At 69.8% G+C, this 20,504-nt stretch carries 19 protein-coding genes; 12 read left to right on the top strand and 7 right to left on the bottom strand.

The window, feature by feature from the left end; translation table 11 throughout:
- Window positions 1–736: 736 nt before the first annotated feature.
- On the bottom strand, window positions 737–988 hold the full coding sequence (locus Ato02nite_RS06575) for a hypothetical protein (protein WP_213005468.1): 252 nt from the start codon (window positions 986–988) through the stop codon (window positions 737–739).
- A gap of 1,510 nt (window positions 989–2,498) precedes the next feature.
- Between Ato02nite_RS06575 and Ato02nite_RS06570 the strand changes: the two genes are divergently transcribed.
- On the top strand, window positions 2,499–2,684 hold the full coding sequence (locus tag Ato02nite_RS06570; RefSeq protein WP_203780320.1) for a DNA-binding protein: 186 nt from the start codon (window positions 2,499–2,501) through the stop codon (window positions 2,682–2,684).
- Between the two features lie 49 nt (window positions 2,685–2,733).
- On the opposite strand, the gene dprA is transcribed toward Ato02nite_RS06570, so the two are convergent.
- Genes dprA through Ato02nite_RS06555 form a run of 3 tightly spaced genes read right to left on the bottom strand, consistent with a single transcriptional unit; the run spans window position 2,734 to window position 5,889 of the window.
- Complete coding sequence (dprA, locus tag Ato02nite_RS06565) at window positions 2,734–4,014, bottom strand: DNA-processing protein DprA (RefSeq protein WP_213005467.1); 1,281 nt, start codon at window positions 4,012–4,014, stop codon at window positions 2,734–2,736.
- Window positions 3,998–5,530: a YifB family Mg chelatase-like AAA ATPase gene (locus tag Ato02nite_RS06560; protein WP_213005466.1), complete on the bottom strand. Its 1,533-nt coding sequence runs from the start codon at window positions 5,528–5,530 to the stop codon at window positions 3,998–4,000. Before Ato02nite_RS06560 ends, dprA begins: the two co-directional genes overlap by 17 nt.
- The gene (locus tag Ato02nite_RS06555; RefSeq protein ID WP_213005465.1) at window positions 5,530–5,889 is read right to left on the bottom strand and encodes a YraN family protein; all 360 of its coding nucleotides are present in this window, start codon (window positions 5,887–5,889) and stop codon (window positions 5,530–5,532) included. The genes Ato02nite_RS06560 and Ato02nite_RS06555 overlap by 1 nt, the downstream gene beginning before the upstream one ends.
- A 146-nt stretch (window positions 5,890–6,035) precedes the next feature.
- Between Ato02nite_RS06555 and Ato02nite_RS06550 the strand changes: the two genes are divergently transcribed.
- The 8 genes from Ato02nite_RS06550 (at window position 6,036) to Ato02nite_RS06515 (ending at window position 13,407) form a co-directional block, all read left to right on the top strand.
- Window positions 6,036–6,581 (top strand): hypothetical protein, encoded by a 546-nt coding sequence (locus Ato02nite_RS06550; RefSeq protein WP_213005464.1) that lies wholly within the window; start codon window positions 6,036–6,038, stop codon window positions 6,579–6,581.
- A gap of 221 nt (window positions 6,582–6,802) precedes the next feature.
- On the top strand, window positions 6,803–7,738 hold the full coding sequence (rpsB, locus tag Ato02nite_RS06545) for a 30S ribosomal protein S2 (protein WP_213005463.1): 936 nt from the start codon (window positions 6,803–6,805) through the stop codon (window positions 7,736–7,738).
- Between the two features lie 33 nt (window positions 7,739–7,771).
- Entirely contained in the window at window positions 7,772–8,602 is an 831-nt protein-coding gene (gene tsf, locus Ato02nite_RS06540; protein WP_213005462.1) for a translation elongation factor Ts, read from the top strand.
- A gap of 100 nt (window positions 8,603–8,702) precedes the next feature.
- Complete coding sequence (pyrH, locus tag Ato02nite_RS06535; RefSeq protein WP_246606195.1) at window positions 8,703–9,464, top strand: UMP kinase; 762 nt, start codon at window positions 8,703–8,705, stop codon at window positions 9,462–9,464.
- Between the two features lie 42 nt (window positions 9,465–9,506).
- Window positions 9,507–10,064, top strand: coding sequence for a ribosome recycling factor (gene frr, locus Ato02nite_RS06530; RefSeq protein WP_213005461.1), 558 nt, complete (start codon window positions 9,507–9,509; stop codon window positions 10,062–10,064).
- Window positions 10,064–11,050, top strand: coding sequence for a phosphatidate cytidylyltransferase (locus Ato02nite_RS06525; protein ID WP_213005460.1), 987 nt, complete (start codon window positions 10,064–10,066; stop codon window positions 11,048–11,050). Before frr ends, Ato02nite_RS06525 begins: the two co-directional genes overlap by 1 nt.
- A 37-nt stretch (window positions 11,051–11,087) precedes the next feature.
- Entirely contained in the window at window positions 11,088–12,263 is a 1,176-nt protein-coding gene (rlmN, locus tag Ato02nite_RS06520) for a dual-specificity RNA methyltransferase RlmN (protein ID WP_213005459.1), read from the top strand.
- 37 nt (window positions 12,264–12,300) lie between these two features.
- Entirely contained in the window at window positions 12,301–13,407 is a 1,107-nt protein-coding gene (locus Ato02nite_RS06515) for a DivIVA domain-containing protein (protein ID WP_213005458.1), read from the top strand.
- Between the two features lie 45 nt (window positions 13,408–13,452).
- Here Ato02nite_RS06515 and Ato02nite_RS06510 read toward each other — a convergent pair whose 3' ends face one another.
- Window positions 13,453–13,686, bottom strand: coding sequence for a DUF2631 domain-containing protein (locus tag Ato02nite_RS06510; RefSeq protein ID WP_213005457.1), 234 nt, complete (start codon window positions 13,684–13,686; stop codon window positions 13,453–13,455).
- 128 nt (window positions 13,687–13,814) lie between these two features.
- Here Ato02nite_RS06510 and Ato02nite_RS06505 point away from each other — a divergent pair, with 128 nt between their 5' ends.
- A complete protein-coding gene (locus Ato02nite_RS06505) occupies window positions 13,815–15,371 on the top strand; it encodes a Rieske 2Fe-2S domain-containing protein (RefSeq protein WP_213005456.1) in 1,557 nt (518 codons plus the stop codon).
- Between the two features lie 156 nt (window positions 15,372–15,527).
- Here Ato02nite_RS06505 and Ato02nite_RS06500 read toward each other — a convergent pair whose 3' ends face one another.
- Both Ato02nite_RS06500 and Ato02nite_RS06495 read right to left on the bottom strand, forming a co-directional pair.
- Window positions 15,528–17,123, bottom strand: coding sequence for a phytoene desaturase family protein (locus Ato02nite_RS06500; protein ID WP_213005455.1), 1,596 nt, complete (start codon window positions 17,121–17,123; stop codon window positions 15,528–15,530).
- A gap of 73 nt (window positions 17,124–17,196) precedes the next feature.
- Window positions 17,197–17,976: a YhjD/YihY/BrkB family envelope integrity protein gene (locus tag Ato02nite_RS06495; RefSeq protein ID WP_438873017.1), complete on the bottom strand. Its 780-nt coding sequence runs from the start codon at window positions 17,974–17,976 to the stop codon at window positions 17,197–17,199.
- A 49-nt stretch (window positions 17,977–18,025) separates the two neighbouring features.
- Here Ato02nite_RS06495 and dxr point away from each other — a divergent pair, with 49 nt between their 5' ends.
- Entirely contained in the window at window positions 18,026–19,234 is a 1,209-nt protein-coding gene (gene dxr, locus Ato02nite_RS06490) for a 1-deoxy-D-xylulose-5-phosphate reductoisomerase (protein WP_213005454.1), read from the top strand.
- A complete protein-coding gene (locus Ato02nite_RS06485) occupies window positions 19,234–20,502 on the top strand; it encodes a M50 family metallopeptidase (protein ID WP_213005453.1) in 1,269 nt (422 codons plus the stop codon). The genes dxr and Ato02nite_RS06485 overlap by 1 nt, the downstream gene beginning before the upstream one ends.
- Window positions 20,503–20,504 lie beyond the last annotated feature (2 nt).

The raw sequence follows: 20,504 nt of genomic DNA, 5'->3' as shown, positions 1-20,504 counted from the left end.
AACCTTGCCCCCGGCAGTGCACACAAGGCAGACGTGTGTCCACTGTGCTTGGCCAGCGAAGGAGACTGCCGAATGCCGACCCTGAAGGTCACCCACACCCAAAAGTCACGCGACCATCCATTAAGGACGAATAGCTGAGTGCTACGCACCGTGACGCCGGCCGCCCACCGCCTACGCGAATGCAGAGGCGCGTGGGCGAGCCCGGCAACCAGCTGCCCACCGCCAGAGCAGGCCGCAGATCCCCAACAGGGCAACGGCGACGTCGGTGAAGGCGTGTCCATCGGCAAGCTGCGGCATCAGCAGGTTGCGGCATAGGTACTTGCGCAAAGGGGTCCCGTTGTTGCAAGCGCTTCGCCCCGCACGACCCGACGCCTAGCAGCCGGCGCTTGACGTTGCCGTTCTCGGCGACATCGGCGCCGGGAACACCATCAGGGCATGACCAAATTGGTGTATCGCCCCGTTGCCTGCGTGTTCAGCGCTTGACGTATGTCGTCCCGGTGTGACCGACGCAGGGCGACGCGATTGCTGGCGACGCCGATGCTTGACGGGATCGCGTCCGGGCGTTGCTGTGAGCGACCCGCGGCGCCGTGCAGCACGAGCCCGTGTGCTGGTGTGCCCAAGTAACCCGTGCCGTCCTGCTGCGCCCTGCTGCGCCCTGCTGCGGCCTGCTGCGGCCTGCTGCGCCTGGTCGCCTGGTCGCCTGTGTGCCTGTGTGCCTGATGACGGGCGAGCTGCGTCAGGCGTGGCGGGCCCAGGAGAGGAAGCGCTCGTAGAGATTTGGCGGGGCGGGTTCGCCGCGGGAGGTCATGTCGCCCAGGGCCTCATACATCTGGGCTGACAGGTAGATGGTCAGGACCGACGGAAATTGGCGGAACTCGACCAGCAGATTGGCCTTCGCGTTGGCGCACGGCCACGGCTGCTGACACGAGCGGCAATCCCAGTCAGGACGATCACGCAGGTGTTCGCCCCTTTTAACCATCGTCGTCATCGGTGTTCCCCAATCGCCCGCCGGCCTCGGCTGCGGTGAAGTCGTCGATCTAGTTGTTTGCTCACGGGCCCCGGGGCGATTCGCGGCTCGGCGGTCTACGGGGCGGTTTCGGCAGGACGGTTCGGCTCTTGGTGAGTGGTAGACCACTCGGCTCGGCCGCGCGGCCGCCCGGCCGTTGACCACCCGGCTGTCGGGCCGCCCGGCCCACCCGACCATCCGGCTGTCGGGCCGCCCGGCCTTGACCACCCGACCACCCGACCACCCGGCCGCCGGGCCGCCGGGCTGGTGGGCCGTCGGGCCGTCGGGCTGGTGGGTTCGCCGCTCCGAGTTGCTTGTGGTTCTGCGTTACTCCCCTGAGGCGGTGAGCGACTTTGGGCGGCCGGGTGTGCCCCGCTAGCGCGACTGGCTCGCCTCAGTCGAATGCGCTAGCGGGGCACGTCTGGTCCGGTGGGCCGCCCAGCTTGGCGTGGTTTGGGTCTGGCGGTTCGCCTTGCTTGGTGCGGCCTCCGGTCCGCCTTGCTTGGCGGTCCCTCGGCCCGACGATCCGCATCGCCTGCGGTTCATCGGGTTTGGTGGTCCGCCTCGCCTGCGGCCCGCTGGAGCTGAGGGTCGGCTCGGCTGAGGGCCGACTGGGGATGGCGGTCCCCAGCGTTGGTGGCCCTCCTCGCTTACCTGCGGTGGGCCGGGTTGGTCGCCCGCGCCTCGGTCGCCGGTTTGCCGAGTATGTGAGTTCTGAGTAGTTGGGTCGTTGCCGTTCCAGCTCTGTGCTGAGTGGTTATCGCCGGAGGGTGGCGATCACGCTGGGCCCCGTCCGCATCGGTTCGCGACCCCCGCGTACCGAGTCGGCCGGCGTGGTCGCCGGGGTTGTTCTGGGGTGGCGGTGGCGTCGCTGGCCTTGGTGCCGAATCGGTCGGCGACGTCACCCGCTTTTGTGCTGGCTGGGGTAGGTCGGGGATTTGTTTCCGGGGCGGCCCCGGTCCGGGCGCCGGGGCTGGGGCCTGAACTGGGGCCGCCCCTCGCGCCTTGCCGGCCGGCAGGGACGGCAGAGGCGCTGGGAAGTGATGTCGGGGGGACGGGGCTTGGTCGGCCGAGGCTGGGTGGGGTGGGACTGTGGGGGATTCGGGGGACGGGGGCATCTCGCCGGGGAAGGTCCTCATGGCGGCGAAGCCGCAGTAGACCGGGAACGGGATGGTCGCCAAGTACTCGCTGTAGGTGGGTAGCTGACGTCTGATGTGGATGGGGGCCGGGGGAGCCGGCGGGAACGGGCGGGGCTTTGCGGGGAGTGCTCGATCTACGCAAGGCGAGGTCAGGCCGCAGCTGCAGCGGCGCCACAGGGTGTGCCAGTCGCGTCTGTGGAGGGGGGTCTGAGGGACCGGACGAGCGGTCCGGCGACGCCTAGTCATGGGGCCAGTATAGATGGCATACGACTAGCTGTCTCCTATCAACTTGATAACTGACTAATAGTCTCACGCCTACGGTCGATCATGTGGCAGTGAAACCGATCCGGCTTATGGGCGCGCACGAGATCCGCATCCGTTTGGGTGGGGTCAGCCGGCAGCGTGCGTACCAGATCACCAGTCGGGCTGACTTCCCCAAACCGCTCGCCGACCTGGCGCAGGGCAAGGTGTGGTTGGCCGACGACGTCGAGGCGTGGATGAAAGTCCATCGCCGCGACCTGGACGACTCCGAGGACTGACCTCGGACCCGTCCGAACTGTGCGGGCGGCGCCCGGGAGCCGAGCGGGCTCACCGGGCCGCCTCCCGTCCCGACGAGGCACCAGGCGAAGCGCCAGGCGAACCGCCAGGGGAAGCGCCAGGGGGCGAATCGCCAGAGGGCGAAGCCGGCCGGGGCAGGGCGAAGCCGTCGTCGCGGCGTTCCACGAGGCCGGACAGTTCCAGCAGGGACAGGCGGCGCAGCACCGTGCGCAGGGCCAGCCCGGCGCGGGTGGCCAACTCCTCCGGTCTGGCCGCTCCCTTCGGCGGGACGGCCTCCAGCACCAGGGCCGATTCCTCGTCGAGGGCGTCTCGGCGGTGCTCGGGACCGCGTGGTGCCTCCGCGTAGTACTCACCCATCCGGCCGACCGTCTCCAGCACCTGCGGCAAGCCGGTGACCAGCGTCGCGCCGGGATTGCCGCGGAGCAGCTCGTGGCAACCGACGGACATGGCCGACGTCACCGGGCCGGGCACGACCATGGCAGGCCGGCGGAGGGCCAGCACGCGGTTCATCGTCTGGATCGCGCCGCTGCGCGCGGCGGCCTCGACGACGACCGTGCCGGTGGTGGCGGCCGCGATCACCCGGTTGCGGATGAGGAACCGGTGCCTCAGCGGCTCGGCGCCCGGCGGCCATTCGCTGATCAGCAGGCCGGTCTCGGCGATCCGCTCGAACATGGCCGCGTTGCCGGCGGGATAGGGGCGGTCGACCCCGCAGGCGAGTACGGCCACGGTGAGCCCGCCGGCCGCCAGCGCCGCCCGGTGGGCCGCGGCGTCGATGCCGAACGCACCGCCGGACACCACGGTCCACCCGCGCTCGGCGAGGCCGTAGGCGATGTCCCCGGTGACCTGCTTGCCGTAGCCGGTTGCCGCTCGTGCCCCGACCACCGCGACCGAACGCTCCAGCGCCGGGCCCAGCGGCCAGGACCCGCGGACCCAGATGCAGAGCGGCGGCCGTACGTTCACGTTGATCAGCCCGGGTGTGTCCAGCTCGAGGACGGCCAGCGAGTCGACCCGGCGCGGCCACTCGTCGTCGGCGGGCACCACGATCCGCGCACCGAGCTGGTCGGCTCGGTGCAGTGTTTCGGCGGCCATCCGGCCCGGATCGAAGTCGGTCGCCCGGGCCAGCACCGACGCCTGGAGCGCGCCGTCCGGGATCGCGCCGCGCATCAGCCGCTCGACGGTTTCCGGCGCCCCGTGGGTCTCCACCATCGACCAGACCGTCCGGTTGCCGGGCTCGGCCAGCCAGGTGAGGGCCACGCGGGCGGCGCGGTCGGCGTCGGTGCCCGGCGCGAGACGGCTACGCGGCGTACTCATGGGACTCTCCCATCCGTAACTGGATCGCCTCGGTGATCTCCTCCCGGCCCGGCCGATCGCGGCCGTCGAGGTCGGCGATCGTCCAGGCGAGGCGCAGCACCCGATCGAAGCCCCGGGCCGACAGCAAGCCTCGGTCCAGGGCCGCCCGCAGGTCGGCGGTGTCGGTCGCGGGCAGACTCCACGGCGGGCGGCGCAGCACCGGACCGGGCACGTCGGCGTTCACCTGCCACCCGTGCTCGCGCCAGCGGGTGTTCGCGGCCTTGCGCGCCCGGGCGACCCGGGATGCGACCTGGGCCGATGGTTCGGCCGGTGCGGTGGCCGCCATCAGTTGGGCGGCGTTCAGCGGATGCAGGGTGATCCGGATGTCGATCCGGTCGAGAAGTGGGCCGGACAGCTTGGCCCGGTATCGCCGCCGGACGACGGGCGGGCAGGTGCAGGCGTGATCGCCGGCGGGGGAGGCACAGGGGCACGGATTGGCGGCGACGACGAGCTGCACGCGGGCGGGGAACTCGGTCGTTCCGCGCGCTCGGCCGATCACCACCCGCCCGTCCTCCAGCGGCTGGCGAAGTGCCTGCAGGGTCGATCCGCGCATCTCGGCGACCTCGTCCAGGAAGAGCACGCCGCGGTGGGCGAGGGAGAGTGCCCCGGGCCGGGCCAGCCCGCTCCCGCCCCCGATCAGCGCGGCCATGCTGGCGGAATGGTGGGGCGCCTGGAACGGCGGGCGCCGGACCAGCCGGCCGTCCGGTGGCAGCACGCCGGCGATCGACTGGATCGCGGTGACCTCCAGCGCGGTGGCGTCGTCCAGCTCCGGCAGGATTGATGGCAGACGCTCGGCGAGCATGGTCTTCCCGGCGCCGGGCGCGCCGAACAGTGCCAGGTGGTGGCCGCCGGCCGCGGCGACCTCGAGGCCGTACCGGCCGAGTTCCTGGCCGGCCACGTCGGCCAGGTCGAGGCCGGGTGGGGGCGGTGACGCCGAGGACGGTGGCGGGTCGAGCAGCGGGCCGGTGCCGCGGACGTAGTCGACCAGCCGGCGGAGCGAGTCGATCGCGCGAACCGTCACGCCGGGCACCACGGTGGCCTCCCACGCGTTGGCCGCCGGCACGATGACCTGGGTCACGCCGGCCCGGACCGCGGCCGCCACCATCGGCAGGACGCCGCGCACCGGGCGGACCGCGCCGTCGAGCCCCAGCTCGCCCAGGACGACCACGCCGTCCAGGGACACCGAGGGCAGTTCGCCGGCGCCGGAGAGCAGGGCGGCGGCGATCGCGACGTCGAACGAGGTGCCCTGCTTGGGCAGTGCGGCCGGGAGCAGGTTGATGGTGATCCGGCGGTTGGGCCAGGTCTCACCCGAGTTGACGACGGCGGCGCGGACGCGGTCGCGGGCCTCGTTGAGGGCGGTGTCGGGCAGGCCGGTCAGCGTTACGACGGGGAGGCCGGGTGCGAGGTCGGCCTCGACCTCGACCAGGTGGCCGGCCACGCCGACCAGGCCGACGCAGAGGACGCGGGCGTAGCTCATCAGAAGGCCGAGCGGATGTGCGCGACCCGGGTGGCCCCGCGCGGCTGGGGGAGGACCTCGACCACGTCGAAGCGCACGTTGCGTGGATGGATGCCGGTCTCGGCGAGCCAGCGCCCGGCGAGCTCGCGCAGTTTGCGCACCTTCCGGTAGCCGACCGCTTCGGCGGGAGTGCCGAAGGCCGGGCCGCGCCTCGTCTTCACCTCGCAGAAGACGATGTCGTCGCCGTCCCGCAGGACGAGGTCGACCTCGCCCGCGGAGCAGCGCCAGTTCCGGTGGAGGATCACGAGTCCCTGGTCCTGCAGGTGCTGCGCGGCGACTCGTTCGCCGTAGGCGCCGACCGCCCGTCGTTCCGTCGTCATGGCGGTCAACGGTGGCCCGTTCGCTCCGCGGCCGCACGAGCGGTTGTGGACGGAGCGCAACTGTGGATAACCGCTGCGTAGCCAGGTCGATCTGTTATGGCGTCTCCGGTGGCGCACGTGACCGTCGTCACCTAGCGTGCGAGATCGTGGAAGGACACCGCTATGCCGAGGATGAGCCGGGCTGGTATCCGGGGCGGGGGCAGTACGCCCGCGCGACCGACCCTTACGACTCCGGCATCCACGAACGCCCGTCCGGCGCGTTCCGCCTGCCCGAGCAGCGCCCGGCCGTGACTCCGCCGCCGGCCAATCCCTACCCGGTGGCCGATCCGCTCGTCACGACCGGCAGCCACTCCCGTTCGGTGCGCGGCCCGGAATATCCGGCTGTGCGCCCGAAGGAGGAGGTCTATCAGGCTCGCCGTCCGGTTACGGCGTTCCTGGTGGCTTTCATGATGTTCGTCCTGTTGATTCCGGTGGTCCGGTTGTTGATCGACCAGACGTTCACCGGGGACCCGACGCCGCGCGGCATCGTCCCGGCCGTCCTCCTCACGCTGGGCTTCGCGCTCACCGGTGTCGGCTTGTTCGCTTTCGCCAAGGCCGGGGCGGTCGGCCGGGAGACCTGGCTGCGCCCTCCGGTGGCGTACCTCCCGGTGGGTTTGATCTTGCTGGTGGCCGCCGGAATGGCCGTGGCCTGAGGCACTCGGAGTAACGAAACGGCTTGGCGTATGCTTGGGCCCGGCGACCGCCCTGCGGCGGTCGACCTCGCGTGCCCTCTGCCGGTTCCGTAATCACGGGACGGCGGCGACGGCCCTCCCTGGTCTCGATCTTCTCGAGTCCGACTGTGGCCAGCGACCGGGCACCAGGGCGCACACCGCCGGTGAGCGTGACAACCAGGGTAAATAGGGAGCAATCACCCATGGCCGTCGTGACCATGCGTCAGCTGCTGGAAAGCGGTGTCCACTTCGGGCACCAGACCCGGCGCTGGAACCCGAAGATGAAGCGCTTCATCTTCACTGAGCGTAACGGCATCTACATCATCGACCTGCGCCAGACCCTCGACTACATCGAGAAGGCCTACGCGTACGTGCGGGACACCGTCGCCGAGGGTGGTCACATCCTCTTCGTCGGCACCAAGAAGCAGGCGCAGGAGGCCATCGCCGAGCAGGCGACCCGGGTCGGCCAGCCCTACGTGAACCACCGCTGGCTGGGCGGCATGCTCACCAACTTCCAGACGGTGTACAAGCGTCTGCAGCGCATGAAGGAGCTCGAGGCTCTGGGTGACCTGACCGGCACGGCTGCCGGTTACACCAAGAAGGAGACCCTCCAGCTCTTCCGCGAGAAGACCAAGCTCACGAAGACCCTCGGTGGTCTGCGGGACATGACCAAGACGCCGTCGGCGATCTGGGTCGTGGACACCAAGAAGGAGCACATCGCCGTCGACGAGGCCCGCAAGCTGGGCATCCCGGTCATCGCGGTGCTCGACACCAACTGTGACCCGGACGAGGTCGACTTCCCGATCCCGGGCAACGACGACGCGATCCGCTCCGCCGAGCTGCTCACCCGGGTCATCGCGACCGCCGTGGCGGACGGCCTCATCGCCCGCTCCGGCCGCAACCGGGGCAGCAACGCCGACGAGAAGCCCGAGCCGGGCACCGTCGCCGCCGGCGAGCCGCTGCCCGAGTGGGAGCGCGACCTGTACGAGGGCGCCGAGAAGAAGGCCGCCGACGTCGAGCCGGCCGCTGTCGCCGCTGAGGCCGCCCCGGTCACGGTCGAGACCGCTGAGGCCACCCCGGTCGTCGACGAGGTCGTGTCGGGCGCTCCTGAGCTCCCCGCGCCCGTCGCCGCCGAGTAAGAACGCCGCCAGACACGACATCGAGAGAGAGTCATGGCTAACTACACCGCCGCGGATGTCAAGAAGCTCCGCGATCTGACCGGTGCCGGCATGATGGACTGCAAGAAGGCGCTCGAGGAGTCCGAGGGCGACTTCGACAAGGCCGTCGAGTTCCTGCGCATCAAGGGTGCGAAGGACGTCGGCAAGCGGGCCGGCCGCACCGCGGCCAACGGCATCGTGAGCCACTTCGAGAAGGCGCTGCTCGAGCTCAACTGCGAGACCGACTTCGTCGCCAAGACCGCCGACTTCGTCGCTCTCGGCCAGCAGCTCGTCGAGCTCGGTGCGAAGAACAACGTGGCCGACGCGGCCGCGCTGTCGGTGGCCACGCTGCCCGACGGCAAGTCGGTGGCCGACACGATCCAGGACTACTCGGCCAAGATCGGCGAGAAGATCGTCCTGAACCGTTTCGTCAACCTCGACGGCAACGTCGCGGTCTACCTGCACCGCAAGGCGCAGGACCTGCCGCCGCAGGTGGGCATCCTCGTGCAGTACGAGGGCAAGACCGACGAGGCCGCCGACGCCGACGCCCGTGGCATCGGCATGCAGATCGCCGCCATGCGTCCGCGCTTCCTCACCCGTGAGGAGGTGCCGGCCGAGGTCGTCGAGTCGGAGCGCCGCATCGCCGAGGAGACCGCCAAGGAGGAGGGCAAGCCGGAGAAGGCTCTGCCCAAGATCATCGAGGGCCGGGTGAACTCCTTCTTCAAGGACTACGTCCTCCTCGAGCAGTCCTCCGTGGTCGACAACAAGAAGACCGTGAAGCAGATCGCGGCCGACGCCGGGCTGACCATCACCCGGTTCGTCCGGTTCGAGGTCGGCCAGGAGTAAGAGCGAGCACAAGTGATACGGGAGGTCGGGAACGCGATTCTGCGCCCGGCCTCCCCGTCACATAAGGTCTCTGCTGGGCTATGAAGGGAAGGCGGGTCTCATGACGATGGTGACCGAGCAAGCAGTTCCGGTTGACGATCCGACTCCGCCGTCCTTGCGGCCCCGTCGAGTCGTTCTGAAGCTCTCCGGCGAGGTGTTCGGCGGTGGCGCGGTCGGCGTCGACCCCGACGTCGTGCAGGGCATCGCCCGGCAGATCGGCACCGTGATCCGCCGCGGCATCCAGGTCGCCATCGTGGTCGGCGGCGGCAACTTTTTCCGCGGCGCCGAGCTGCAGAAGCGGGGCATGGACCGCAACCGCGCCGACTACATGGGCATGCTCGGCACCGTGATGAACGCGCTCGCCCTGCAGGACTTCCTGGAGAAGGAGGGCATCGAGACGCGGGTGCAGACCGCGATCACGATGGCCCAGGTCGCCGAGCCGTACATTCCGCTTCGCGCCATCCGGCACCTCGAGAAGGGCCGCGCCGTCATCTTCGGCGCCGGCGCCGGGATGCCGTATTTCTCGACCGACACCGTCACCGCCCAGCGCGCGCTGGAGATCCACGCCGACGTCGTGCTGATGAGCAAGAACGGCGTCGATGGCGTCTACACCGCCGACCCGCGTGTCGACCCCGCCGCGCAGAAGCTCGACACCGCCACCTACCAGGAGATCCTCCAGCGTGGGCTGCGCGTCGCCGATCAGGCCGCGTTCAGCCTCTGCGAGGAGAACAACCTCCCGATGCTTGTCTTCGGTGCCGAGGGTGATGACACGATCGTCCGTGCCGTCAGCGGCGAGAAGATCGGCACCCTGATCACCGCCTGAGCTTAAAAACCACCGAGGAAAGCAAGGAGGCGAGAAGAGCAGGTGATCGACGAGACCCTCTTCGAGGCCGAAGAGAAGATGGAAAGTGCGGTCGAGCACGCCAAGGAGGAGTTCGCCGCGATCCGTACGGGTCGGGCCACTCCGGCGATGTTCTCCAAGATCCTGGTGGACTACTACGGCGCACCCACGCCCGTGACGCAGATGGCCTCGGTCGGCGTCCCGGAGCCGCGCATGGTCATCGTCAAGCCGTACGACGCGACCCAGCTCGGCCCGATCGAGCGGGCGATCCGCGACTCCGACCTCGGTGTGAACCCGAACAACGAGGGCACCCAGCTGCGGATCCACCTGCCGCAGATGACCGAGGAGCGGCGCCGCGAGATGATCAAGGTCGCGCGGGGCAAGGCGGAGGAGGGCCGGGTGGCCATCCGTAACATCCGCCGCAAGGCCAAGGAGCAGCTGGACAAGCTGGTCAAGGACGGCGAGACCGGTGAGGACGACGGCCGCCGTGCTGAGAAGGAGCTCGACGACACGACGCACAAGTACGTGTCGGTCGTCGACGAGCTCGTCAAGCACAAGGAAACCGAGCTTCTCGAGGTCTGATGTCCTACCTCGATCCGCGTGCCGGGCAGACCTCCGGCGAGGAGATGGGCGCGCCGGTGCCGGCCTGGCACGCGGACGATGAGGCACGACCTCAGCATCTGGGAGATGTGACGGAGCAGGACAGGAAGGGCCCCGGCAAGCGCCGCGCCGGCAGGACGGCCAAGGGCCGGGCCGGCCGTAACCTGCCGGCCGCCATCGCGGTCGGCCTCAGCCTCGTCCTGCTGGTCCTCGCGTCGCTGGTGGTGTGGCCACCGGCGTTCATCGGCCTGATCGTGGTCGCGTCCTGCGCGGGTGCCTGGGAGATGGCCAACGCGCTGCGCAAGGCCGGGGCGAAGGCGCCGCTGATCCCGCTGATGGCCGGCGCCGCGGTGATGACCGCCCTGGCCTATTACGACGGGGCCGATTCGCTGGTCGTCGGCCTGGCCGTGACGATCCTCGCCGCCCTGGTGTGGCGGCTGGCCGACGGCTTCGCCGCGGTGCGCCGCGACTTCACCGCGATCCTGATGGTCGCGATCTACGTGCCGTTCCTGCTCAGCTTCGCGATCCTGCTGCAGCAGCCGGACGCCGCCGAGGACGGCCGCTGGCGGGTGCTCTGCACGCTGCTGGCCGTGGTGCTTTCGGACACCGGCGGCTACGCGTCCGGTGTCTTCCTGGGCCGGCACAAGATGGCCCCGTCGATCAGCCCGGGCAAGACCTGGGAGGGCTTCGCCGGTTCGATCTGCGCGTCCGCGATCGGCAGTGCCCTGCTGCTCTACTTCCTGCTCGACATCCCGTCCTACTGGGGCCTGCTCTTCGGCGCGGTGATCTCGGTGGTGGCGGTGGTCGGTGACCTCGCCGAGTCGATGCTCAAGCGCGACCTGGGCGTCAAGGACATGAGCAACCTGTTGCCCGGCCACGGCGGCGTCATGGACCGGCTGGATTCGATCCTGTTCGCGGTGCCGACCGCCTACCTGCTGTTCGCCGTCATCTACGCGAACCTGCTATGACCGAGCTACTCGCGCGGCGTGGGAGACTGGATACGCCATGACGATTCTTCCGGTCATCCCGACCAGCCCCGACCAGCCCGACGCCGTCCCCACCCGACGCCGTCCGTCGATGCCTCCCCGCCACCTCGCCGATCTCGATCTCGCCGCCCGCAAGGCCGCGGTGACCACGCTCGGCGAGCCCGCGTTCCGCGCCAAGCAGCTCTCCACGCACTACTTCGGCCGGCTGGTGCGCGACATCGACGAGATGACCGACCTGCCCGCCGCCTCCCGGGCCCGGCTGACCGACGACCTTCTTCCCACGCTGCTCACCCCGGTCCGCGAGCTGGCCTGCGACGACGGTGCCACCCGCAAGACGTTGTGGCGCCTGCACGACGGTGCGCTGGTCGAGAGCGTGCTCATGGGCTATCCCGACCGGGTCACCGCCTGTGTGTCGAGCCAGGCCGGCTGCGGCATGGCCTGCCCGTTCTGCGCGACCGGCCAGCAGGGCCTGACCCGCAACCTGTCGATCGCCGAGATCGTCGACCAGGTCGTCTATCTGGCCGGTGTCGCGGCGAGCGGCGCGGTCACCGGTTCACCACCGCGGCTGTCCCGCGTGGTGTTCATGGGCATGGGCGAGCCGCTGGCCAACTACCCCCGGGTGATCGAGGCGGTCCGGCGGCTGACCGCCCCCGCACCGGAGGGTCTGGGTCTTTCGCAACGGCACATAACCGTCTCGACCGTGGGTCTGGTGCCCGCAATGCGCCGGTTGATCGCGGAAGAGCTCAACGTGACCCTTGCGCTGTCCCTGCATGCCCCCGATGATGATCTGCGCGACGAGCTAGTGCCGGTGAACCAGCGTTGGAAGGTGGCCGAGGTGCTCGATGCCGCGTTTGACTACGCGGCTCGGACCGGTCGTCGGATCTCAATCGAATATGCCCTGATCAGGGACGTGAACGACCAGCCCTGGCGCGCCGACCTACTGGGTAGGATCCTGCGCGGCAAGCTGGCCCACGTGAACCTCATCCCGCTGAACCCGACCCCGGGAAGTAAGTGGGATGCGAGTCCGAAACCGGTCGAGCGCGAGTTCGTCCACCGGCTGCGCGCGGCCGGCGTGGCAACGACGGTCCGCGATACCCGGGGCCGGGAGATCGATGGCGCGTGCGGCCAGCTGGCCGCGGGCGAGCTCACGGAGGCAGGCGCAGGGGGCGCGGCCGACGCGGAGGTGGCAAGGTGACTGGGCGCAGGTCCCAGCGAGCGGAGTGGGAGACGTTGTGACGAGTCAGGGGCAGCGTTTCCGGCGGCGTGCGCTGCGGCGCGGCTACAAGGTCGACGAGGTCGACAACTTCCTGGACCGCGTCGAGGCGACGCTGGCCGGCGAGCCGGTCGGTGCGCCCGTCGGCGCCCAGGAGGTGCACGACGTCGTCTTCCGGGTGCGCTTCGGCGGTTATGACGAGTGGCAGGTCGACCTGCACCTCGACCGCGTGGAGCGGCAGCTGGCCGAGCTCGAGGACCGGGGCGGCCGCCCGGGTGCTCCGGACCCGATGCGTGACTCGCTGCGTGGTGGCCTGACCACCGGCAGCATCAACACCGGTGGCATGAGCACCGGCGGCCTGGCGGGCCGCGGTGCGGGTGCCATGGGTGGCGCGTCGTCGGCCGGCATGGCGGGCCGGATGGCCCCGCCGACCGAGCGCCTGCCCGCCCCGCCGATCCGCGAGGACCGGATGCAGTCGCAGCAGATGCAGCAGCGCCCCCCGATGCCCACCGGCGACCCGTACGGCCGTTACGAGGACACCGGATCCCAGCAGCAGTACGGTGGCCAGCCTCAGCAGCAGCTCCCGCAGCGTCCCGGACCGCCGCCCGGTTACGACCCGGCGCCCGGTGGTTACGACCCGAGCGGCTTCGACGGCTTCGAGGCCGGCCGGCATGGCAAGACCGACATGACCGCGGAGATCCGGATGCCGCAGCGGGAGGACCCGCGCGGCGGTTACGGCGAGCCCGACCCGCGCGGCGGCTACGGCGCCCCGATGGGTGCTCCGCCGATGCCGGGTTCGCCGATGAGCGGGCCGCCGTCGGGTGGTGGCTACGGCCAGCAGCCGCAGCTTCCGCCGCCGATCGGCGAGCCGGGTGGCGAGCTCTACCGGGTCGACCAGCTGCGCCGCACGTTCCAGGTGCGCCGGTTCGGCAGCGGCTACGACCCGCAGCAGGTCGACCGCCTGTTCGAGGCGATCCTGCAGGCGATGACCGGCCGCGGCCCGATGCCGGTGCCGGAGAACGAGCTGGACATGCTGCAGTTCGGTCTGGTCTCCGGCGGCTACTTCGAGGCCGAGGTCGACGCCGCGCTGCGCGAGGTCAAGGACATCCTGCTCAGGCACCGATGACGAAAAGGGCCCGCGCGAGCGGGCCCTTTTTTCGTTGGCGAGAAGCTACTGGTCGTTGGGCTTGAGGCCGTTCCGCCGCAGCACGGCGTCGGCGATCACGGCACCGACCAGGCCGACCGCGAAGAGGACGAGATAGATGTTCTCGGTGTTGCCCTCGTGGTTGCCCCAGAAGAACAACAGCATCGCCGCGGCCGAGCCGAGGGCGCCGCGACGGGCCCACTTCCGATTGCCCGGCTTGAGCTGGTCGGGAGCGTAGACCGGGTCTTGTTCCGCAGACACGCCGAAAGTCCTTCCTCGAAAGGCCGATCTCAGTAGGTCAAGTCTCGCATGGCGGCTCCGCACGCAAGGCACCAACCCGGACCGGGTACCTTCGAGGCCGTCGGTCGACGACGGAGGAGGATCAGAAAGTGCGGATCACGGGCACCGGCCACGCCAGCATGCGGATCGACACGTCCGCCGGCAGCATCTTGTGTGACCCGTGGGTCAATCCCGCATATTTCGCCTCATGGTTCCCATTCCCCGATAATTCGCTTCTGGACTGGGAAACCCTCGGCGACGTCGACTATCTCTACGTGTCCCACCTGCACCGGGACCACTTCGACGCGGCCCACCTGAAGCGGTTCATCAGCAAGAAGGCCACGGTCCTGCTGCCGGAGTACCCGACCAGCCAGCTCGAGGACGAGCTGCGCGACCTGGGCTTCACCAAGTTCCTGAAGACGAGGTCGAACGAGGTGCACGAGCTCGACGGCGGCCTCAAGGTGATGATCCAGGCGCTGATCAGCCCGACCGACGGCCCGATCGGCGACTCGTCGCTCTGGGTCGAGCACGAGGGCGTCCGGGTGCTCAACCAGAACGACGCCCGCCCCACCGACCTGGCGATCTTCGCCGAGCTGGGCCACGTGCACGCGCACATGCTGCAGTTCTCCGGCGCGATCTGGTACCCGATGGTCTACGAGCTGCCCGAGTCGGCCAAGACCGCGTTCGGCAAGCAGAAACGCGACCGCCAGTTCGACCGCACCTGGCGCTACATCGACGACCTGAAGGCCGACCACGTCTTCCCGATCGCCGGCCCGCCCTGCTTCCTCGACGACGAGCTGTGGAAGTTCAACGACATCTTCGGCGACGAGGGCAACATCTTTCCCGACCAGGGCGTCTTCCTGGAGGAGTACGCGAAGGTCGGCGGAACGAACGCCATCGTCCTGCTCCCCGGCTCGGTGACCGATCTGTCGGAAAAGGCAGCGACGACCGAGCACCCGATCCCGGTCGACGAGTTCTTCGCGAACAAGAAGCAGCACCTCGAGGAGATGCGGCAGCGGAAGGCCCCGATCATCGCGGCCGAGAAAGCCTCCTGGCGGCACCCCGAGATCGACGTGCTGGGCGAGCTCAAGAAGCGCATCGAGCCCCTGCTCGAAGAGTCGATCTACATGGCCCAGGGCGTCGGCGGCCCGGTCCGCTTCGACCTGACCGACAGCTTCGGCACCACCGGCGAGGTCGTCGAGAGCATCGTCGTCGACTTCCCCGGCAAGCAGGTGCGCCCCTACGCCGACGAGAAGGTCCGCTACCGCTTCAAGACCGGCCGCGCCCTGATCGAGCACCTGATCCACATCGACGAGGGCGACTGGGTCAACTCGCTGTTCCTGAGCTGCCGCTTCTCCGCCGCCCGCATCGGGCAGTACAACGAGTTCGTCTACGCCTTCTTCAAGTGCCTCTCCGAGGAGCGCCTGCAATACGCCGAGGGCTGGTATGACGAGCACGAGAAGGCGGTCGAGGCCGAGGACACCCAACTCGGTGGCTGGACCGTGCAGCGCCGCTGCCCGCACCTCAAGGCCGACCTCAGCCGCTTCGGCATCGTCGACGGCAACACCCTGACCTGCCAACTGCACGGCTGGAAGTTCGACCTCCCGAGTGGGCGGTGTCTGACCAGCGTCGGCCACAAGATCCGGGCCGAGAAGACAAACCCTTAGAAGCAGATGTCGTGCCTGGGTGGGTGGTGCAGACCGCAACTCCCGTCGAGGCCGGGCCGGGGCCCAGCAAAAGCTGGCCCTGGCCCTTCATTCTGCGTGCGTGGCAAAACCAAAAGCGGCCGCCGCCCCGAGGGGCGACGGCCGCTTGGTGAGTAGTTACTTGCCCAGATCGCTGAGGATGCGCTTGGCGACGTTGTGGCCGGCCGCGCCGATCACGCTGCCGGCCGGGTGGGTGCCCGCCGAGCCGGCGTAAAGGCCGTCGACGCCGGTGAAATACGGCATCCGCTCGTTGAAGGCGACCGTGTTGTCGACGTGGTGGATGTGGCCGCCGGTGATGCCGAAGTGCTCCTCGATGCCCGGCGGCGTGAGCGGCATGACGTCGGCGACCAGGTCGGACGTGCCGGGCGCGTAGCGGTCGCAGATCTCCAGGAGCCGGGAGACGTAACCGGGCAGTTCGGCCTCCCAGGTCGTGCCGTCCAGCGTGTACGGCACCGACTGCACGAACAGCGCCGACGAGTGATGTCCGGCCGGATCCTGCAGGGACGGGTCGACGGTGGTGTGCACGTACCACTCGATGGTCGGCTCGGCCGGCAGCCGGCCCGCCTGGACCTCGGCCCACATCTCCCGCAGGGCGGCCATCGGCGACTCGCGGTCGCCCGAACCGGCCAGCTCGGCCGAACCCGGCAGCAGGTGGATGGTCGAGCCGAACGGTGGCGGCGAGCCGTCCGGCAGGCAGGAGAAGCGCGGCAGGTCACGCAGCGCCAGGTTGACCTTGAGCGTCGTGCCCGGCCGCCGCACCGACTCCATGTGGGTGGTCAGCGAGGACGGCAGCACCCCGGCCGGGACCAGGCTCATCAGCTGGTAGGGATCACAGGCGCCGAGCACCACCCGAGCCTGCAGCGAGCGGCCGTCGGCCAGCACCACGCCGCTGGCCGCGCCGCCGTCGATGGTCACCGACGAGACCCGGGCGTCGGTGTAGAACCGGGCACCGGCCGCGCGGGCCGCGTCGGCGAACGTGCGCGACACCGTGCCCATGCCGCCCTCGGCGATCATCCAGGTGCCGTCGGCGCCGGGCAGCCGGCACATGTTGTGCACCAGGAAGTTGTGGCCGGTGCCCGGATCGTCGGGGCCGGCGTTGAGCCCGGAGAGGCCGTCGGTCACCGCGTACATGCTCATCAGCAGTTCGCTCTTGAAGCCGAACCGGGCCAGATAATCGGCGACCGAGCCGCGCACCAGGTCGATGAAGGTGCTCTGCAGCTGCGGCCGGATGTGCCGGTCGGCGATCTCCTCGACGCTGGTCGGTTCCTCGAGCCAGGCCGGGGCCAGGTCGGCGCGCAACGCGGCGATCTCGACGGCGAGTTGCTCGTCGGCGGCGATGTCGCGCGGCGAGAAGAACTTCGCCATCTGCGCCCGGGTGTCCTCGCGATCGCGGCCGAACAGCAGGTAGGGCGAGCCGGCCGGGCCCGGGGTGGGCAGGAAGTAGTGCGGGTCGCGGCGCAGCACCGGGATGTCCACGTCGAGGGTGCGCAGCAGCTCGGGCGGCATGAGCCCGAGCAGGTAGGAGCCGGTGGACTGGCCGAGACCGGGCACCTTTGCGAATGGGTGCTCGGTGCGGGTCGCCCCGCCCAGCACGCTCGCCGACTCGAGCACGACGACGTCGAGCCCGGCCCGGGCCAGCAGAATCGCGGAGACGAGACCGTTGTGACCGGCGCCGATGATGACGACGTCGGTCTGAGCGGGGAAGGGGGTCATGACGAGCGAGCGTAGCGCGCCGATATGAGTCGCCGCTTCAGCGTTTCGTATGCGAAAAGTAGCGCAGAGTTGCTCAGGGCCGGCGGGAGAGGGACCGGGTGGCGACGTATCCGGCCAGCAGGATCACGTGGAACAGGTAGAGCCAGAGCCCGATCGCGACCGTTCCGCCGATCTGGTCGAACCCGCCGAACGGCAGGCCGAGGTCCAGCGGCAGCGAGCAGAACAGCACGAAGCCGTGCAGGAAACCGGCCAGGTTGGCCGCGGTGAACGAGCCGATCAGGCTGGTGACCAGCCAATCCGGGCGGCCCGGCGCGACGTACCGGTAGACCCAGATGACCACCGGGGTGAGCACCAGCCAGCAGCAGAGAAACGACAGGACGACGCCGAGAAACGCGTACGCTCCGCCGCGTACCCAAAGGGAACTGGTGGTCGGAAGCGCGAGAAACATCGCCAGCAGCAGCGCCGGCGCGGCCGCGAGCAGCGGCAGCCAGAGCAACCGGCCCTTCCAGCCCACCGCGGTGTCGCCGCCGTCCGGCTCGCGCAGCGAGACGAAGGCGCGACGCAGGCCCTCGCCGTAGAGCGTGGCCGGCAGCAGCCCGGCCAGCGCCATCATCGGGCTCAGGTGCAGCCCGGCGTCGATGAGCGCGCCCAGCGCCCGCGGCGCTCCGATGGCGTCCGGCAGCGCGGCGATGGTGTGCCCGGTGAGCTGCCGCACCCGCCCGGCCCCGACCACCCGCCCGGTCACCCAGATCGCCAGCAGCGCGATCGGCACCACCGCGATACCGGCATAGAAGGTCACCGCGGCGGCCCGCAAAGCCAGATCCCGCCCGCGGAGAGGCCGGAACGCTGCCACTATCGCTGCCCACACACCGGTCTGTTACCCACTTCGGGCGTCCGGGAAGATGGGCGGCATGCGCGACCTCGTTCTGCTCGGTTCGACCGGTTCCATCGGCACTCAGGCCATCGACATCGTGCGGCGCAACCCCGGCCGTTTCCGGGTCGTGGCGCTCGGGGCCGGCGGGGGCAACGTCGAGCTGCTCGCCGCCCAGGCGCTGGCCCTGGCGGTCGACGTCGTCGGGGTGGCCCGCGCGTCGGTCGTGCAGGACCTCCAGCTCGCCTTCTACGCCGAGGCGCAGAAGCGGGGCTGGGCCACCGGCGACTTCAAGCTGCCGCGGATCGTGGCCGGGCCGGACGCGATGACCGAGCTGGCCCGGCAGCCGTGCGACGTGGTGCTCAACGGGGTGGTGGGCAGTCTCGGCCTCGCGCCGACGCTGGCCGCGCTCGAGTCGGGCCGCATCCTCGCCCTGGCCAACAAGGAGTCCCTGGTCGCCGGCGGGCCGCTGGTGCGCCGGGTGGCCAAGGAGGGGCAGATCGTCCCGGTCGATTCGGAGCACTCGGCGCTGGCCCAGTGCCTGCGCGGCGGCACCGCGGCCGAGGTGACGAAGCTCATCCTGACCGCGAGCGGCGGCGCGTTCCGGGGCCGGCGCCGCGCGGAACTGACCGGCGTCACCCCGGAGGAGGCGCTCAAGCACCCGACCTGGGACATGGGCCCGGTGGTCACCATCAACTCGGCCACCATGGTCAACAAGGCGCTCGAGGTGATCGAGGCGCACGAGCTGTTCGGGGTGCCCTACGACGACATCGAGGTGACCGTGCACCCGCAGTCGGTCATCCACTCGATGGTGGAGTTCGCCGACGGCTCGACGTTGGCGCAGGCCAGCCCGCCGGACATGCGGCTGCCGATCGCGCTCGCGCTGGCCTGGCCGGAACGCGTGCCCGGGGCCGCGGCCGCGGTCGACTGGCGCGAGGCGCACAACTGGGAGTTCCGGCCGCTCGACGACGAGGCGTTCCCGGCCGTGCGGCTGGCCAAGGACGCCGGGCGCGCGGGACACTGCCGCCCGGCGATCTACAACGCGGCGAACGAGGAGTGTGTAGCCGCGTTCGCGGCCGGTCGGCTACCTTTTCTGGGCATCGTCGACACCCTGGAACGCGTCCTCGCCGAGGCACCTGACTTTCCCGAACCGAGTACCGTCGAAGAAGTGCTTGCCGCCGAGGCATGGGCCCGTGCCCAGGCACAGCGGATGATCACTACTGTGGCTGAAGGAGCCTGATGCTGTACTGGCTGGGAGTGGCGGCCTTCGCGCTGACCATCCTGATCTCGGTAAGCCTGCACGAGTTCGGCCACCTGCTCACCGCCAAGTACTTCGGCATGAAGGTCACGAAGTACTTCGTGGGCTTCGGACCGACGATCTTCTCGTTCCAGAAGGGCGAGACGGAGTACGGCCTGAAGGGCATCCCGCTCGGCGGCTTCTGCAAGATCGTCGGCATGACGCCGCAGGACGACGACGTCGCCCCGGAGGACCAGCCCCGCGCGATGTGGCGCTTCCCGGTCTGGAAGCGGACGATCGTCATGGCGGCCGGCTCGATCACCCACTTCATGCTGGCGCTCGCCGCCGCCTGGGTGGTCGCCTTCACCCTCGGCCTGCCCAACACCGCCTACCCGGCGACGACGGCCGACCAGCTCAAGCAGGCGCCGTACATCACGATCTCCGACTGCACCTGGATCACCATCCCGACCGACGTCAACGCCGTCTGCACGCCGGGCAGCAACGGCGCGGTCGCCGGCCCGGCCGCCGCGGCCGGCCTGAAGGACGGTGACCTGGTCACCAAGGTCGGCACCACCGCGGTCACCACCTACGGCCAGCTGACCGACGCGATCCGCAGCCAGCCGGCCGGCCCGGTCGCCTTCGAATACCAGCGCGACGGCGTCACCTCGACCGCCACGGTCAACCTGATCACCGCAGACCGCAAGCCGGTCAGCGACGACGACGGCGCGGTCACCAAGGTGGCCGTCGCCGGTCTCGGCTGGGACACGTCGAGCGTCGAAAGCATGATCAAGTACAACGCCGCCAGCGCGGTCCCGGCCACCTTCGAGTACGGCTGGTACCTGGTGGAGAACACGTTCAAGGCGCTCGGCCGCATCCCGGAGAAGGTGCCGGCGCTGTGGCACTCGCTGACCGGCAGCGAACGCGACCCGGACACCCCGATCAGCGTGGTCGGCGCGAGCCGGCTCGGCGGCGAGGCGATCGAGCACGGCGTGCCCGAGCTGTTCCTCAACATCTTCATCTCGCTGAACGTCTTCATCGGCATCTTCAACCTGCTGCCGCTGCTGCCGGTGGACGGCGGGCACATCGCGATCGCGTGGTTCGAACGGGCCCGCTCGTGGCTGTACGCCCGGCTGCGCCGCCCCGACCCGGGACGTGTCGACTACTACAAGCTGATGCCGATCACATACGCGGTCATTCTGATCGGTGGTGCGTTTACCGTATTGACGATCACCGCCGACATCGTCAACCCGATCCAGATCTTCAATAGGTGATG

This window comes from Paractinoplanes toevensis (assembly GCF_018332695.1).
Classification (GTDB): Bacteria; Actinomycetota; Actinomycetes; order Mycobacteriales; family Micromonosporaceae; genus Actinoplanes; species Actinoplanes toevensis.
This window is presented reverse-complemented; position numbering and strand designations above follow the sequence as displayed.

Coding starts and splice junctions, on each gene's coding strand:
- Ato02nite_RS06575 (WP_213005468.1), bottom strand. CDS start 988: ATGACGACGATGGTTAAAAGGGGCGAACACCTGCGTGATCGTCCTGAC.
- Ato02nite_RS06570 (WP_203780320.1), top strand. CDS start 2,499: ATGGGCGCGCACGAGATCCGCATCCGTTTGGGTGGGGTCAGCCGGCAG.
- dprA (WP_213005467.1), bottom strand. CDS start 4,014: ATGAGTACGCCGCGTAGCCGTCTCGCGCCGGGCACCGACGCCGACCGC.
- Ato02nite_RS06560 (WP_213005466.1), bottom strand. CDS start 5,530: ATGAGCTACGCCCGCGTCCTCTGCGTCGGCCTGGTCGGCGTGGCCGGC.
- Ato02nite_RS06555 (WP_213005465.1), bottom strand. CDS start 5,889: ATGACGACGGAACGACGGGCGGTCGGCGCCTACGGCGAACGAGTCGCC.
- rpsB (WP_213005463.1), top strand. CDS start 6,803: ATGGCCGTCGTGACCATGCGTCAGCTGCTGGAAAGCGGTGTCCACTTC.
- tsf (WP_213005462.1), top strand. CDS start 7,772: ATGGCTAACTACACCGCCGCGGATGTCAAGAAGCTCCGCGATCTGACC.
- pyrH (WP_246606195.1), top strand. CDS start 8,703: ATGACGATGGTGACCGAGCAAGCAGTTCCGGTTGACGATCCGACTCCG.
- Ato02nite_RS06525 (WP_213005460.1), top strand. CDS start 10,064: ATGTCCTACCTCGATCCGCGTGCCGGGCAGACCTCCGGCGAGGAGATG.
- rlmN (WP_213005459.1), top strand. CDS start 11,088: ATGACGATTCTTCCGGTCATCCCGACCAGCCCCGACCAGCCCGACGCC.
- Ato02nite_RS06500 (WP_213005455.1), bottom strand. CDS start 17,123: ATGACCCCCTTCCCCGCTCAGACCGACGTCGTCATCATCGGCGCCGGT.
- dxr (WP_213005454.1), top strand. CDS start 18,026: ATGGGCGGCATGCGCGACCTCGTTCTGCTCGGTTCGACCGGTTCCATC.
- Ato02nite_RS06485 (WP_213005453.1), top strand. CDS start 19,234: ATGCTGTACTGGCTGGGAGTGGCGGCCTTCGCGCTGACCATCCTGATC.